The following is a 16863-nucleotide window of genomic DNA, read 5'->3' on the forward strand; positions in this document are numbered from 1 at the left end:
TTTATTCAAAAAATTGTTTCACTTTAGCATCCGTGTTTTGTATCAATTCTTCATAGGTGCCATTGGCATAACACCTGCCATCCACCAATATCACTACCCTGTCGCCTGCCGTACGAACACAGTTCATATCATGGGAAATGATAAGCGATGTGGTGTTATATTTTTCCTGTATCTCCATCATCAGTTCAATAATTTCTTTAGCTGTTATCGGGTCAAGACCTGTTGTCGGTTCATCATATAAAATGATCTCAGGTTTTAAAATCAAAGTACGGGCCAATGCGATCCTTTTCCGCATGCCACCGGATAATTCTGCCGGCATCATATTGATGGTATGTGCCAGGCCAACGTCCTCCAGAGCCTGCAGTACCATTTTATTTACTTCTTCCTGTGAAACCTTTATCCAGTGGCGGCGTAGCGGAAATTCAAGATTTTCCCTTACTGTCATGGAATCATACAAGGCATTGCTCTGAAATAAAAAACCAACTTTAGCCCTTATCTTATCTAATTCCTCATTTTTTATTTCCGGTATATTTTTCCCAAACATTTCAATGCTGCCTTTATCAGGCTGTAGTAAACCGATTATGCATTTTATCAATACTGATTTACCTGAACCGGATTTTCCCAACACCACCACACTTTCCCCCTTTTTTAGTTCGAGATTAAAATCAACCAATACATGATTACTGCCAAAAGACTTGTAAAGATGACGAATCACCAACACCTGCTCCGTCATCGACAGCTTATCGGTATTTACTTCCTGTTTTATTGCGGCGATCATTTTTGTTTAAGTAAAGCCCAGCACATCGGCAATCTGCACAGCCAGTAAGTCAATAACAAAGATCATAATAGATGATACGACAACAGCTGAATTTGCTGAACGGCCTACGCCCTCAGTACCCTTGCTGCTGTTATATCCTTTATAACACCCGATAATACCTACAGCAAAACCGAAAAAGAAACTTTTGACAAAGGCAGGTATTACATCATTAAATGAAAGATTATCGAATACCTGAGTCCAGAATAAATTAAAGCTGGTATTTCCACGGATATTCACACCGAGCCAGGAACCATACAAAGAAATAGCATCACCCAACAATATAAGCACAGGAAGCATTAAGGTAGCAGCCAACACTCTTGTTACTACCAGGTATTTAAAAGGGTTGGTACCACTCACTTCCATTGCATCTATCTGTTCGGTTACCTTCATGGAGCCAAGTTCAGCGCCAATGCTGCTACCGATTTTCCCGGCAAAAATTAAAGCCGTTATAACCGGCCCTATTTCCCTGACAATCGCAATACCTACAATTGCCGGAAGTTGAAATTCTACTCCATAATCCTCCATCGATGGCCGCAACTGCATCGTTAATACAAGGCCCATAATAAAGGCCGTTAGCCCTACAAGTGGAAATGATTTATAACCTATAACAAAACATTGCCTGATAAATTCTGCTATTTCATAGCGGGGTTTAAACCATTGTTTAAAAAAACGAGTGGTAAAGCGGGAGATGTCACCGGCTTCGATTAAAAACAGTTTCAGGTTTTCCGTTACTGCCATATTGCTTCTACAATTGAAGTTTTGGAATACCATGTATAAATTTACATAGTCCCTTTCTTGTATCCTCCATTTGTATGATTTGTCTTCAAAGATTCTCTCCGGACCCAATCTATCAACCTTTTCTGTGCTGGTGTCTGAACCAATTTAGTCATCAGCTTTGTTTTCTCCACCCTGTATCAAAGCCTTATCGGAGTAAAATTCAGTATGTCTTATTTTCCCGCCTAAATATGCCAGCCTCGCTACCAAAGCAAAACTAACAAGTGAGATAACCAGGGTACTTAATGCTACAAATCTTATCCATGAAGTCTTCCGCAAAGTTAAGATAAGCCCAATCAGGGAAATAACACCCAGTATAATTAAAGCGACCAACACTACGACCGCAAAATCCTCATGCTGATCTATCGCAGTTTTTGATATGCCTTGAATTTTCTCAACTGTCTCTTCGGCAGCTTCGCCGGTCAGGTATGAAATACCTGCGCCAATAGAGGAAATTATCAAAAGTGTGTAAGCAGCAATTTTTGTATGATTACTTTTGGTCCAAAGCCCGTAGGCCAAAACAAACGCACCTGCTATGGAACCGAAAACCGGCAGGTGAGCTACCAATAAATGCAAGTATGCCTGATTCATAACTCAAGTTTGTTATAAATATCGTTTCAAAGACACTATTTCAACATGATAATGATCATCGGGCCTGTTGATATAGCTCACTTTATTATTACCCCCCTCATTAAATAAATAAGCCCTCATCAACTGTCTTCTTTATGCTTCACCAGGTATATCAACAATATATTTTTTTTTGGCAAACTTTGCTAACTGCCCATGAGTGACCAACGGAACTCCCGATGATTAACCACCGTTAGCAATAATAAATTGGGATTGTTATTTTTTTCTACTTCGATCAAACATTGTTATCGGTATCAATCCGAACTGGTTAATCTAATAACTACAATTTCACCGGCTTGCCATTTTCCGGATTTGTCGGGTGTTTGCTTCTCCCCTCACTGGTAAAGAGAGATATTAAAGTCCTATTTCACTACCGCATGCATTGCAGGTATATTAAAAATTACAGGTGCTTTATCGAATAGATATTTCCGGGAAAAAAGCCTTGCCCGGATTTGGTATAAGCAAAACAAATGGTTTCATAAAGGATGCCTTGTACTTAACGTTATCAGGCTGGCTCGAAAAAATTATTGCAACTATTAAATATTATTTGTGGGCAATAAAAACAGGTATCTTATGATCACTAATTATTCCTGAGACAAAACTCTTATGGAATAACCTTGATATTCCTGAACGTCCAAATGCCCCACTTACCAAAATAGAGTTCCCGTGCTCCATAAGCCAGGTATTAAAATACTTTTCTGGATCTGATTCCAGCCTCGTTAATGTAAGATCGCTAAAATGTCGGGCAGCCAGTTCCTCAATGTTTGCTTCATCAGGAAATTCTTCACCTCCCTTTTCTTTCGCATAAATTAATATCGTTTTATTATCAATCAGCTCAGGAAATAGATAGGCAAATTGTTTAATAGCGTAAACAGAAGATTCACTTCCATCGTAGGCCAGTATATTACAGGTTGGAAACTCGAAGTTTTCAGGAGTGAGTACAACCGGGCATTCTAAATTATATAATACTTCTTTCAGATAAATGTCAGGTTCTATTGTTTCGATATTTCCATAAAACGTTTCGCTGCTGATTACCAGCAAATCAGCAAACCTGGTTTCTTTTTTTAATTCCGGCAAAGCGAAATCATTGAAATCTTTATGCACTCTGAACTCAATTTGGTTTCGGCTGCAAAAAGACTCAAAATGTTCAATGTTCTTTTGAATGGCTTCAGCGTTTTCTCCTTCAAAAGAGGGGGCTACCCACGGTCCGCCCATACCGCTGGCTGAATTGCTGAACAAACTGACATAATTAACCTGTGGTAAAAAAGCACCGATAAGCAAAATCGGATTTTTTTCATTTAGGACCCTTGTATAATCAAGAACTCCTTTTGAAAAATTGCTTCCATCAAATGCCAATAGAATCTTTTTCATATGCTTTTGCTTTGAATTTCAAATCTATTGGAGAGATATTAAAAACAAGATGACGGGCAACAACAGATCTTATGATCTTCATCACCCCAGGACCAAAGTCCGGTATTCCGGCGCCAGAGCAGAAGCAGATTGCGCAATCCTAAAGTAATTTATGTCATCAGTCATATTTGTTTTTTCGATTCTTATAAGTTCTCTAAAATATAATCTACCCGTTCATCCGGTGGCAAAATGGGGACATGAAGAACAGGAACATTCAGGGAAGTATATACTTCAATCAGCAATTCATGGATTTTTTTCTGTGCCTTTTCATCCTCTCTCCTGGCGTAATCCCGGACCAATGGAAGAAAATCAAGAATGAATATTTTTTTATACCTGTATATATTTATAGCGTCAATTAATTTTTGATTAGGAGGCAGGTTCAAAAAATAATAATAAGCAAGCGCATCCGGAATTGCCCTGTCCAAAAAAACGATATCGTCAGGGGACAGACTTGCTTCCTGTTCAATCTGCATCTCAAGAACCCCCATTTGAAATTCTTCCTGGTTTTTTCTTGTTTCCTCAACCGTTCTTCCTTTCTGACGTTGCGTGTCTATATAATGCCGGGCATGCTCTATTGTTGTCTTATAACCCCTTGCCGTTAGAATATTTATGGTAGTTGTCTTGCCGGAACCAGGTCCGCCGGTAATCACATACCAGTTAGTTTGCTTTCTGTGAATAGTATTATTTTTCATGAGACGTAGTATTGTAAGGTTGGCTTTTTGCAAATAACTGAAAAGATTTGATTACCTGAATGATTAGCATAGATGCAAAAGAAGCAGTAAGAATAATAAGCCATTCCCGCATTGTCATTGGGATGATGTTCAATGCATGCCTTACAAAAGTTATTTGAATAATACCCAAAAGAACGAAAAGGCTTCCGGCGATCGAATACCACACGTATTTATTTTTAATGACTTCATTGTTAAAAAACGCTCCGTTCCCCATATTGAGTACATGAAGAAGCTGGGAAATAATTAGCGTAAAGAACAGTATATTATTGCACATAATAGAGTCCCATGGCTCGCTGCTGTGGAATACCCCGTGATTAAATAAAACAGCCCCTATGCTGGTCAGTGCAATGCTGAATGAATAAAAGAAAATCAGTTTCCATCGATTCTTATTAATGATAGGCTCCGAGGATTTACGTGGAACAAGTTTCATAATACCTGCTCCTCCTTTTGTAACACCAAGGGCAAGCGCAGGTAATACATCCGTGATTAAATTGATGAACAGAATTTGCAAGGGTAACAACTGAAAATGGAGGTTCATAACCGCAGCAACGGCAATTACAAACAACTCGCTCAGATTGCAGGAAAGCAGGAATGTAACAAACTTTTTAATATTCTCGAAGATGACCCTTCCCTGGCGTATGGCTACGACAATCGAAGAAAATGAATCGTCCTTTAATACCATATCTGCTACTTCCTGCGCTACCTGTGTACCTCTTTGGCCCATCGCTATACCGATGTCAGATTTTTTAAGAGCAGGCGCATCATTCACACCGTCACCCGTCATTCCCACTATATAATTTTTCTCCTGGAATACTTTTACCAGGTCGAGTTTTTGTTTGGGATTAACACGGGCAAATATGGATGTATTGATCCAGCGTTGCTTTTCCTCTTCTGTAAGCGCTTCATATTCCTTCATTTCTTTCCCGTTGACCGGCACTTCTCCAATAGCAGAGATTCCTAACTGATTGCCGATATAGTGTGCCGTGGCTGGATGATCGCCGGTGATCATCACAACTTTTATACCGGCCTTTTTACAGTCGGAGATAGCTGATAATACTTCAGGCCGGGGAGGATCAATCATTCCGACAAGGCCGAGGAAAACGAGGTCACTGGTTAAAGAGTGCGGTATACTGTTAAATTTCCTGTATGCCATTGCGATGATACGCTGGCCAGAAGAAGAGAGCTCTTCTGCTTTCATCATCCAGTTACTCTTTTTTTCCGCATCAAACACAGCTATGTTGCCATCGTGAACATGGGAACATTTTACCAATAGCTCTTCTGCTGCTCCTTTTGCAAATACATAAAGTTGGGATTCCGATTCATGAAGGGTGGCCATGATTTTAGTTTCACTCGAAAACGGCTCTTCCTTTTTTTTTGCATAGTCTTTACGAAGCCTGTGAATATCTTCACCAGTTTTGATAGCAAATTTCAGCAGGGCAATTTCCAGGGGATCGCCAATTTCTTTGACTTCTTTAGTTGTCACCTGAATATCGGCTGTGTTACATAAAATACTGCATTTTGCAATTAACCCCAGCTGCTCTTTAGTTCCTATGAAAGTGTTATCCTTTTTCCATGTTAGGGAAGGACCGGTAACAAATACCACTTCCATTTTGTTCTGTGTAAGCGTCCCGGTTTTATCCGTGCAGATTACATTGGTACCGCCTAGTGTTTCTACTGCAGAGAGTTTTTTGACGATTACATTGTAGCGGGCCATTTTTAGCATTCCTTGCGCTAAAGCCATCGTCGCTACAACAGGCAAGCCTTCCGGAATGGCGGCTACAGCCAGCGCAATAGCGGTTTCCAGCATTTCAATGACTTGCTGTCCATTAAGCAAACCAGCTAAAAGGATCGCTACGACTAAGCCTATCGTGATATTGATGAGCTTCTTACTGAAATGTTCCAGTTTTTTTTCAAGTGGTGTTGCTGCCTGCTCCGACGAATGAACAAGGGTTGCAATCTTGCCTAATTCCGTTTGCATACCTGTTGAACAAATAAGACCGAAACAATTGCCTTTTGCAACATAGGTGCCTTTAAAGATCATATTAACACGATCTCCAAGAATAGTGGGCGCGGGGAGAACAGTCATTTTTTTTTCCGCTGGTACTGATTCGCCTGTTAAGGCGGATTCATCAATCAGCAATTGCGTGTAACGGATTATTTTGCCATCAGCCGGGATTACATCGCCAGCTTCAACGAAGGTCACATCTCCCGGTACTATCTCTTCCGAATTAATCTCACATAGCTTTCCGTCCCGCAGCACTTTTGCGGGAACGGAGGAAAGCCTTTTTAATGCGAGCATAGATTGTCTGGCTCTAAACTCCATGTAGAACCCTATGACAGCGTTGATAAGGACAACGAGTAAAATGGCAATAGCGTCTAAAAGGTCCTTAAACCAGAAGGACATCCCCGCGGCAAACAATAGTAAAAAAACAATAGGATTCTTGAATTGATTGACAAGTATTTGAAATGGGGTAATAGATTTAGTTTCAGTAATTGCATTTCTGCCAAACTGCTCAAGGCGTTCATTCGCATTTCCGATGGTTAAACCATGTTCTATATTGCTATTAAGTAATACGGCTGCTTCCTCTATTGTTGTAGCATGAAATATGAAATCGTTAGGAATGTGCTTCATGGCTCAACATTTTACGGCATAGCTGCTCTGCTTCCTCCAGTATGCCTGTAATACTTTTTTCGCTCACGCCTGCCTGTTTTAGCAGAACGGGGTTTTCACCTATCTCCCGGCATAAGACAATGTTTTTTTCGAGAAGATTTTGCTTCTCTTTTTTTGACAGGGTGGTAAGGCAGGTCAGCGGGTATAATCCCAACCGCTCAATTTGTTCATTCAAACTGTTTTTTTGCGGATAATTCCATCCCAACAGGTGCAGTCCTATACAGGTGCCGTATTGAATGGCATCAGTTGTAAATCTTGTATTGGTAACCACCCATCCCTGGTGAAACTTCATTTCATGCCCCGGCAATTTTACCCAGCTTGCTTCTACGTCTTTAAAGCGGGAATGGATATAAAGGGGGATTTTCACATCGCAAATCATTCCTGACCGGTTATGATATTTGCATTCGATCATAAAGTGATGACTGCCCATTTCAGCAATTATATCCACCTCATGTTTTACGCAATTTCCTTCCAGGGTGATGCCAGTTTTTGTTTGATAACCCTGTTGCGCTAAAATAGCCGCTATATATTTTTCAAAGGGGAATCCCGATGGCCCTAGTTCCATAATCGCTTTCTTCAGTTTATAGCGGGCTGCCAACGGCTTTGATTGTTTTCGTAAAAGTTTGAAAGCATATTGATAAATCTTTTTAGTGGAAATACCGGGATATAGCCAGCCTTCAATTTTTTGGAGAATATGTTGAACCTGCTCATCTGAAGCTCCTGAACGAAGCAGTGAACGCTGCAGCTTCACCGGGGAGAAAGGCGCTATCTCACCGGAAGCTTTTGTGATCGATATACCTGTTTGATTTTTTTTCATGAATCATTTTTTAAAGTAGGCAGTACGTTTTACCCGGTTTGGGCGAAAGATCTATATCATTTATGTATCTCATAAAAGAAAGAACATGGTTGTTAATGGCTATGTCCCGCCATTGGGTCCGTGCCACGTTTAAAAATAAATTCACTATGTAATAAATAAGCCCCGCTTACTACCACGATATCACCTTGCTTTAATCCCTGCGTGATTTCAACTATACCATCGCTTTCAATACCAGTAGTCACCATTTGACTTCGAAACGTGTTATCACCTGTCTTTAGCCATACTGTCGCACCCTTACGCTCCCTGATAACAGCATCTGTCGGTAAGCTTAAGCCATATTTATTGGAAGTATTGACACGAACATAGACTGGCATACCGGGTTTTAATTTATTCCCCTGGTTGGGAACCGTGATTCGTACGAGGTTAATCCTTGAGTCGGGAGATATTTCAGGATTTGCAAACTCTATTTTGCCGGTCAACTCCACTCCGGCATCGGGAATCTGAACCGTTGCCTTGCCGCCCCTTGGTATTTGCGAATGTTGTGTTGCATATACCTGCGCTTCCGCCCATAATGTCGAAAGATCGGCAAGCTGAATGATTGTTCCCCCTTCCATAATATAGCTTCCTTCAGTAATATCCACAGCTGTTACATAACCGCTTTCGCTGCTATAAAAGGTAGTTGTTGCAGCCGATTGTTGTTGATTTTCTAAATCTTTTACCTGCTGTTCCGACATTCCCCAAAGCCGTAGTTTATTTCTTGCAGCCTGGATAATAGTTTCAAAATCTATAACTGATTGTTCGGTAAATAGCTTTCTTCTTTGCAGGGCAAGTATATACTCCTGCTTCGCATTGTTTAACTCTTCGCTGTACAGTTCATAAAGCGGACTACCCTTAGCAACATAATCACCCACATTCTTTACATATAATTTTTCCACCCGACCCATTGTTCTGGCACTTACGGAACTTGTTTTCATTCCGTTCAGATTCAAGGTTCCCAACAGAACAATATCGTCCCCCATATTGGCCGATGCAATGGTGTCCGTTTGGATATTTCCCAATTGAATTTGCTGATCACTTAATTGTAAATCGTCTGTTTGCTTAACCGAATTTTTTTTGACGGCGGTAAGCTCCATTTTACAAATCGGACATTTGCCAGGCCTATCAGAAATTACCTGCGGGTCCATTGAACAGGTGTAATAAACGTCGGGGTCCGCGGCAATTTTTTTGTTTTTGCATGCTGCAAACAGAACGGAAAATGCTATGACTATAAAAATTATCCGCATAACTATTTTATTGAAATAAAAGCCTCGTTATCTACCAGGTAATGGACATTGGCAGCAACACTATCTGTCGCAGAAAGACCATTTATTACCTGGATGGAATTGTTCATCGCGAGCCCGGTGCTGATCTGTTTTGCCCTAAAGCCACCCGATTCCTTTACAAACACAATTTTGTTTTTTCCCAAGGACAAAACGGCTTCGCCGGGCAACCACACAGCGTCTTTTGTGTTTCCGAAAATGGTCGCCCGAACACGACTGCCGACAGGTAAATGCAATTTTGAATTATCAAAATAAACTCTTGCAGCCAGGGTTTTACTGCCTTCACGAAAGACGGGTTCTATGTATGTAATTTTTGACCGGAAGCCATGCTGTGGTGCTGTTTCCGGCACAATATGTACTGCGTTGCCGACCGTGATCAATGCCTGTTGCTCCGGGTAAAGATTGAGTAATATCCATACTTTATCAGCATTATAAACAGAAAATGCCCCCTGCCCTTTTTGCAAATACATCCCTTCTTTTATACTTAGTTCCTGCGCCGGACTAGCCATGGGGTTCATGTCTTTTGCTATTGCACTCTTGCTGGTGAAATCCGTAGCAAAACCCGAATAGTTGCTGTAAATGGACACTGAGTACACGATTTGCTTTGAGGAAACGATGTGATTGATTTGTTGCTTACTGAAACCAAGCAATGCTAACCTGTCCCTGGCTGCATTGATTAAAGAAGTGTTAGCCGGATCGTTTTTAAGCAGGAATAGCAAATTCTGCTGGGCAGTTGCCAATTCGGGGCTATAGATTTCCATTACTTTCTGCCCCTTTTGAACCCGCTGATATTTATATTTTACATATAGCTTTTCAATCCGCCCGCTTACCCTGGAGGCAATCGTTCCGATTTGGCGGGTATCATAAACAACATTGCCTAAAACGTCCAGCTCAATATTTTCTTGACTTTGCTTTATTGCAGTTACAGGGATTGAAGAAATGACAAATGCATTGGTGGGCTGGAGCAAATCATTTAATTCGATGTTCTGAATGACTTCCACCTCTTCTTCTTTTTTCACGAGATCCATGCCGCATACCGGGCAGGTCCCCGGGGCATTCCGGATGATCTCCGGATGCATTGGACAGGTGTAAACGGGCAGTTTCTTTTCCAGGTGATTGGTATGTGCGTCTTTCTCCTGGTTATTGCAACCAACAAAAACGATGACAAGACAAATAAGTGTCAGTATTCTATATCTGGTATGTTTAAACATTTTAATCCCTTATTTGAAGTATTCGTTCTAATTCTACCTGCAGGTCGAGCAACTGTCGCAATTGATCCAAATACTCGTTCTGTGTCATGTTCAATGTTTCCCAGGCGTCATACAGCATAAAAAGTTCTTCCGTATTCTGCTCGTATGCCAAAAGCATGGTTTTATAATTATTTCGCAGTGCAGGAATAATATTATTCTCATAGAGGGTGATCTGCCTCTTGCTGGTTTCTATTTCTGTGCGCATTCCCGTTGCCATTCCTGTTGCTTCATTAATGATCATTTGCTTTTGATTATACAAGGCTTCGGTGCGCCACTTGTAACTTTCAATATTGGCTTTTGCCATTCTTGAGGCCCAGGATACAAAAGGCAGTCTTACCATTGCCATCGCGGTGAACTGCTGTGGTTGAGCGCCAAAACCTATCATGTGTTCGAAGCGGATCCCCAATTGCGGTTTAAGATTTAGTCTTTCGGCATCTTGTTTAAACCTGTTGGTAAGAATCTCTTTGTCAATCGCCCTGATATCGGTCCTGGCCGAAGCGAATAGCGTACTGTCAAAATCATAACCTGAGAAATCTTTAATGGCCACCATTGTATCGATGGCAAACGTTATATTTTTATCCCGGTTCATGAGCGTATTCAAAACAATTCTATTCTGCGTGATCTCATTTTCCAACATTAACTTCATGCGTTGTACATTCCCCAGTGCGGCCTTCGCCTTATAATAGGCATTGATCTTTTCCAGCCCGTTTTTGTAACGGATTTCAGCGTTTTTGATCATGAACTCCAATATTTTTTCGTTTTCGTTCAATACCACGATTTTCTTTTCAATTACCACCCAGGCGAAATAGGCCTTCTTTGCCTGGGCATATATTTCATTTAATGCCGTTTTCTTTTGTTCCCTGGTAGCTCCTGACATGCTTTGCATATAGGAAGCATCTGCATTTAATTTTCTCCGGTTGGGAAACATCTGCTGAAATGATAACATAAATGAACCCATGCCGGGTTCCATGTCACTCATTTTTTTCCATCGTTGTGCGTTGTAAGGTGTCATAAAGAAACCCGCGCCAACTTCAGGAGGCATCCAACTCTTTGCGCCTCGTGCGGCTTCGTCCATAGACCGTATATCCGCATCATACATTTTGCCGATGGGATTCGAAGTCTCAATGCTGTCCATAATTTGCGTGATGCTATATAGCTGCTGAGAATAAATTGCAGAATTGCTGACAAGCACAGCTAAAGTGCAAACAAGCTTTAGCATATATCTTATTCTTGTATATTGAAGGTTAGTCATTGGCCATCTCATTTATTTGGAGTTTTCCATATTTTTTTAGTTCATACTCTCTTACAATTGCATAAAGAACCGGGAGAACAATCAGGACAAATAAAGTGGATGTGATTAATCCAAAAACAAATGGAATGGTAATTGGCTTCATTACATCACTTCCCGTTCCGGTAGCCAATAATACAGGCATTAATCCAAGGATATCCACAATTACCGTCATTAGCTTTGGACGCACCCGAAGTACGGCTCCATCAAACACAGCATCTTCCACAACAGTCTTATTTATTACTTTGCCCTCCCCTTTTGCTTTACGCACTTTTTTAAATAGAGAGTTATTCATATAGACCAGCATCAACACGCCGGTTTCTACTGCAATTCCAAAAAGGGCTATAAATCCCACGGCCACGGCAACTGAAAAGTTTACATCGAAAAAATAGAGGGAGTATGCTCCGCCTACCAATGCCACCGGAATGCTTGATAGTACGATGAGTACTTCCCGTATTGTGTGAAAAGTGAAATACAGAATGATGGTAATGATCAGCAACACGATCGGAAGAATGACCATCAATCGTCTTTCCGCTCTTACCTGGCTCTCATATTGTCCGCTCCAATCCAGGAAATAGCCTTTTGGCAGGTTTTTAACCGCTGTTTCTAACTTTTGCTTTGCTTCATCCACCGTACTCCCCAGATCCCGGTCCCGTACATTGAATAATAGTGTACCGCGAAGCATAGCGTTTTCAGAACTGATCATGGGCGGGCCTTCTTCAATCACTACATCTGCTATGGCACTTAATGGAACAGGTCCGCTATTCATCGTCACTATCGGAAGTTGCTCCAGCTTCTCAACAGTATTCCTGAATTCCTGCCCCATCCTTACGCTTACACTAAACCTGCGTCTGCCTTCTACGGTTTGAACTATCCTCGCACCGCCCAGGGCTGTTTCAATAAACATATTCACATCATCGATGGAAAGACCATACCTGCCTAGCTCTTCCCGTTTGATCCGGATATCAATGTATTTACCACCTGTAATAGGCTCTACATATAAGTCAGCAACACCTTTTGTACCCTGTAATACCTTTTTGAATTCCTGGGCCAGGCGATTAATCGTATCAAGGCTCTGTCCATAAATCTTAACACCCACATCAGTACGTATGCCCGTTGAAAGCATATTGATGCGGTTAATAATAGGTTGTGTCCATCCATTGATAACGCCCGGGATTTGCAGCTTTGCGTTGAGTTCATTTATGATATCATTTTTTGAAATGCCTTTGCGCCATTCCGACTGCGGCTTCAATAGGATAATTGTTTCAATCATGCTGATAGGAGCGTTATCCGTTGCCGTGCTGGCTCTCCCGGCTTTTCCCAAAACATTCTTTACCTCCGGAACATTCAGCATCAATTTGTCCTGCACCTGCATGATTCTTTTTATCTCCGAGTTGGAAACATCAGGCATGGTGACCGGCATGAACAATAAAGATCCTTCATCGAGGGGAGGCATGAACTCACGTCCTAATCTCATCACCAACGGGATGCTTAATAAAACCAGCGCCAAAGAAATGACAATAGTTGTTTTCTTCCATTTTAAACACCAGCGAATAACCGGCGAATAGAGATATATAAAAAACCGGGAGACCGGATGTTCTTTTTCCGGCCTGACCCTTCCTTTAAGCAATAACACCATCAATACGGGAACAACAAACACAGCTACAAATGCTGAACCAATCATCGCAAATGTTTTTGTCCATACTAATGGAGAAAATAGTTTATGCTCCTGGCCTGTTAAAAACAGGATGGGACTGAAAGAGACCAGCGTTATCAGTATAGAACTGACAACTGCTTTTGCTATCATCTTAGAGGAGCCCTCAATTTTTCTTTCCCGTTCTTGTTTTGTTAGCATATTAATCTTCTATTTCTCCGCTTATAGATTTCATGGCATTTTCCACCATCACAATTCCCGCATCTACCAGGTCGCCTACGGCAATAGCCACGCCGGCAAGCGACATGATGTTGGAGGTAATGTCAAACCATTTCATCATGATAAAAGCTATCAGCACCGATAAAGGAATTGTAATAACAACCACTAATGCACTGCGTATGTGCAAAAGGAAAATAAAAAGCACCAAAGAGACGACGATGATCTCTTCAATAACAGCATTCTTGAGTGTGGCAATCGTAGCTTCAATTAAATCTGACCGGTCATAAGCAACCTTGAACTTTACTCCGGGCGGTAACCCTTTTTCTACATCGGGCAGTTTAGTCTTGATCCTTTCAATGACTTCCTGCGCATTTTCTCCATATCGCATCACGACTATGCCACCCACTTTTTCCCCTTCGCCATTTTCTTCAACAATCCCCAACCTCAGTTCACCACCCATTTGCACCGCGCCTATATCTTTTATTCTTACGGGAATTCCATTCAAATTTGAAACGGGTATTTCTTCAATTTGCCGGATATCTTTAATGTAGCCGATACCACGCACGATGTACCCGATATCTGATTGCTCAAACTTACTTCCGCCCACATCATTGTTATTTTGGCGGATATTATTTACAACATCCATTAAGGGAAGATTGTAGTACTGAAGTTTAAGTGGATCGACTACAACCTGGTATTGCTTCTGGAACCCGCCAAATGATGCTACCTCGCTGACACCCTCAACTGTTTGCAGGGCAAACCTGACATACCAATCCTGCAGGGCCCTCAGCTCTCCAAGGTCATAGCCCGGGGCGTTTAATGTATACCAAAACACATGTCCCAGGCCAGTGCCATCGGGCCCCAATGTAGGAACAACACCCTCTGGTAGTAGTCTTTGAGCATAGTTCAACCGTTCCAGCACTCTTGTCCTCGCCCAATAGATATCGGCATCATCATCAAAAATTACAAAGACAAAACTCATCCCGAACATACTGTTGGCTCTGATGTTCTTTACTCTGGGAATACCCTGGAGGTTACTTACCAGCGGATAAGTGATTTGGTCTTCCATAATCTGTGGACCTCTTCCCATCCATTCAGTAAAAATGATCACCTGGTTTTCCGAAAGATCAGGGATAGCATCCACGGGAGTTGTTTTTACGGCATAGATGCCATAAACCGTGATACCCGCGGCGATCAGCAATATAATAAGGCGGTTCCGTAAACCGAATTCTATAAACTTATTGATCACTTGATTTTTATTTTCAGTTATATCGCATCAGCTGAATGCTTGCTTAAGCAATTGGAATAGCATGTAAGCGCAGATTTGAAATTTTAAAATATTTCACTTTTAAGTTATAGCGACAGGCTGCCTGGGAGGCTATAAGAAGAAAATCAAATACGAAAATTGCAGTTGCGAAGGTAGGTTGCGATGCAACTGGTTCGCAGCGGGGGGGGCGCCGCGAGGGAAGAATAAATTGGCTGCAGTTCCCAATAGATAAGGGATGCCATACCTGGCTGCAATGACCCACTCTCCACTAAGTGGAATTGATATATTGCGATATCAGGTGACTTTTGGTCGACCGCCAGTTTAATGTGTTTGAATTCATCTTTGCAACAACCGCTTTCCTTTGCTGCATTTGTCTCCATTCCACATTTGTTACATTCTTTATCCCGGCTATGACCGACCTCCCAACCCGCTAACTCACCCATGCAATAATGAAAATGAATGTTCGCTCCGATTGCGGTAGATAAATAAAAAAGGGATGATATAGCGAGAATAAGACGTTTCACTTTTAAAAGTTGGATCGTAGAGTGAATTCTAATTTACAGCTATTCGTTGGTTTTCTTTTCAACCAGTGCTTTTCCGCACTTAGGGCAATTGCCTTCTTTGTCAAGTGCCACTTCCGGATGCATAGGGCATGTATATAACTTTACAACTTCAGCTTTCATTTGCTCTTTGGGAGTCAGGTTTAATTTCTTACCACATTTGGGGCATTTTCCCGGATCGTGTTTTGTTACCTCAAGATGAATGGGGCACGTGTAAGTTTTCATTTCCTTAGCCTTCATTTCTTCCTTGGCTGAAAGGGTAAACTCCATCCCGCACTTTGGGCATTTTCCTGGCTTGTGACCAGTAGCTTCCGGATGCTTGGGACAGGAATAGAATGTCGCATGTTTTGTCGTATCCACTTTTCCGGCCTTTTGTCCAAAAATGCAAGTGGACGTAAAGGCAAGAGCGATCGATAGAAATACTAACTTTTTCATGAGTTAAATTTTTAAAATTGAATAATAATTGAAATTAGACGCATTAAGGGCACTTTAAAATGACTTGAGTCAAGCAATACAGTGATGAGAGTCAGTTAATCATCATCCTGAATTAGTTTTCCTACGAATTTCAAAAAAAATATCTCCCGCCTGATAAAATCAAATCAAAAGACCATCACTGTAATGATGGTCTCATAAATAAGGCGGCACAGGAAATCATCTGGCTTTTGCTCATTATCGATATCTGCTAACAAGCAGAGACTAAGTTTTGGATCCCTTTCCAATTTAGTATCTTAATCAAGAAATTCGCCTTTATCGTTTGTCTTTACCTTTATCCTTTTATCACCATTCTCTAACAAAATTTTATAAACTTTCCTGGAGCCTTTTGCTTCCTCATAACTGACCACGTAAAAGTCTTTTGCAATAACCCAGCCGGGAAACCTGGTTGTAACGGACTGCCGGACCACCGCAGGAAGTGCCACATTTTTATATTTTTCAGCTGTATGCAATAACTTCCCGTCTTTATCATAAGCAGCCAATATTTGACCCTCAGGTATAAAAAAGGAAATGAAATAGTTATCATAATCATCCTGGTAATACTCTGAACTCTTCACATCAAAAGTGGCTGCCTGACGTTCCAGCAATTTAACAGGTTGGGCCAGGTCTTTATTGTCGACGGACATTAAATATTTGTAACGAACCGCGACTACTTTAACTTCCGGTAATGTCTCCTGCGATGCAGATTGAAAAACAAACCCACCGCTAAGAATTCCGATAATAAATGCTAGTTTGATCTGTTTCATAATTTTAAGTTTTTGTGAATTAAGACATCGTTACCTTAGAACTCTAAGCTTAACTACTTACCTAAAATTATCAATACACCTGGCGTAACTAAATGACGCATATCATCACATTCAATGAGAGTCATCACTCACGATCGCCCCTGAGCTTATCTATGTCAGGCGCCCATAAAAGGTCCGACGATAAAGAAATCAGTCAGATTCCAGGGCTAAATCCTCGTCCC

The 16863-nt window shown here is 41.3% G+C and carries 15 protein-coding genes; all 15 read right to left on the reverse strand.

The genetic code is table 11. The annotated features are described in order from the left end of the window. Position 1: 1 nt before the first annotated feature. The 15 genes from ACFEL9_RS18830 to ACFEL9_RS18900 all read right to left on the reverse strand — a co-directional run bounded on the left by ACFEL9_RS18830 (position 2) and on the right by ACFEL9_RS18900 (position 16642). Positions 2–778: an ABC transporter ATP-binding protein gene (locus tag ACFEL9_RS18830; RefSeq protein ID WP_385893504.1), complete on the reverse strand. Its 777-nt coding sequence runs from the start codon at positions 776–778 to the stop codon at positions 2–4. A 6-nt stretch (positions 779–784) separates the two neighbouring features. Beyond that, positions 785–1555 (reverse strand): MlaE family ABC transporter permease, encoded by a 771-nt coding sequence (locus ACFEL9_RS18835; protein WP_276504324.1) that lies wholly within the window; start codon positions 1553–1555, stop codon positions 785–787. A 144-nt stretch (positions 1556–1699) separates the two neighbouring features. Further along, positions 1700–2182 (reverse strand): hypothetical protein, encoded by a 483-nt coding sequence (locus tag ACFEL9_RS18840; protein WP_385893506.1) that lies wholly within the window; start codon positions 2180–2182, stop codon positions 1700–1702. Between the two features lie 579 nt (positions 2183–2761). Next, entirely contained in the window at positions 2762–3589 is an 828-nt protein-coding gene (locus tag ACFEL9_RS18845) for a hypothetical protein (protein ID WP_385893507.1), read from the reverse strand. 182 nt (positions 3590–3771) lie between these two features. Further along, positions 3772–4320 (reverse strand): AAA family ATPase, encoded by a 549-nt coding sequence (locus ACFEL9_RS18850; protein WP_385893509.1) that lies wholly within the window; start codon positions 4318–4320, stop codon positions 3772–3774. Continuing rightward, entirely contained in the window at positions 4310–6991 is a 2682-nt protein-coding gene (locus ACFEL9_RS18855) for a cation-translocating P-type ATPase (RefSeq protein ID WP_385893511.1), read from the reverse strand. Before ACFEL9_RS18855 ends, ACFEL9_RS18850 begins: the two co-directional genes overlap by 11 nt. Further along, the gene (locus ACFEL9_RS18860) at positions 6975–7847 is read right to left on the reverse strand and encodes a hypothetical protein (protein WP_385893512.1); all 873 of its coding nucleotides are present in this window, start codon (positions 7845–7847) and stop codon (positions 6975–6977) included. Before ACFEL9_RS18860 ends, ACFEL9_RS18855 begins: the two co-directional genes overlap by 17 nt. A 92-nt stretch (positions 7848–7939) precedes the next feature. Continuing rightward, complete coding sequence (locus tag ACFEL9_RS18865; RefSeq protein WP_385893514.1) at positions 7940–9130, reverse strand: efflux RND transporter periplasmic adaptor subunit; 1191 nt, start codon at positions 9128–9130, stop codon at positions 7940–7942. 2 nt (positions 9131–9132) lie between these two features. Beyond that, positions 9133–10377, reverse strand: a complete 1245-nt coding sequence (locus ACFEL9_RS18870; RefSeq protein WP_385893516.1) for a heavy metal-binding domain-containing protein — start codon at positions 10375–10377, stop codon at positions 9133–9135. A gap of 1 nt (position 10378) precedes the next feature. Continuing rightward, the gene (locus ACFEL9_RS18875) at positions 10379–11680 is read right to left on the reverse strand and encodes a TolC family protein (protein WP_385893518.1); all 1302 of its coding nucleotides are present in this window, start codon (positions 11678–11680) and stop codon (positions 10379–10381) included. Then, positions 11661–13559 carry an efflux RND transporter permease subunit gene (locus tag ACFEL9_RS18880; protein WP_385893519.1) on the reverse strand — a complete coding sequence of 633 codons (1899 nt, stop codon included), beginning with the start codon at positions 13557–13559 and terminating at the stop codon, positions 11661–11663. The genes ACFEL9_RS18875 and ACFEL9_RS18880 overlap by 20 nt, the downstream gene beginning before the upstream one ends. A 1-nt stretch (position 13560) precedes the next feature. Continuing rightward, entirely contained in the window at positions 13561–14826 is a 1266-nt protein-coding gene (locus ACFEL9_RS18885; RefSeq protein WP_385893521.1) for an efflux RND transporter permease subunit, read from the reverse strand. 143 nt (positions 14827–14969) lie between these two features. Further along, positions 14970–15368, reverse strand: a complete 399-nt coding sequence (locus ACFEL9_RS18890; RefSeq protein ID WP_385893523.1) for an HYC_CC_PP family protein — start codon at positions 15366–15368, stop codon at positions 14970–14972. 39 nt (positions 15369–15407) lie between these two features. Further along, on the reverse strand, positions 15408–15839 hold the full coding sequence (locus ACFEL9_RS18895; RefSeq protein WP_385893525.1) for a heavy metal-binding domain-containing protein: 432 nt from the start codon (positions 15837–15839) through the stop codon (positions 15408–15410). A 293-nt stretch (positions 15840–16132) separates the two neighbouring features. After that, the gene (locus tag ACFEL9_RS18900; protein WP_385893527.1) at positions 16133–16642 is read right to left on the reverse strand and encodes a nicotinate-nucleotide adenylyltransferase; all 510 of its coding nucleotides are present in this window, start codon (positions 16640–16642) and stop codon (positions 16133–16135) included. Between the last annotated feature and the right edge of the window lie 221 nt (positions 16643–16863).

Source organism: Terrimonas alba, from assembly GCF_042434975.1.
Taxonomy (GTDB): domain Bacteria; phylum Bacteroidota; class Bacteroidia; order Chitinophagales; family Chitinophagaceae; genus Terrimonas_B; species Terrimonas_B alba.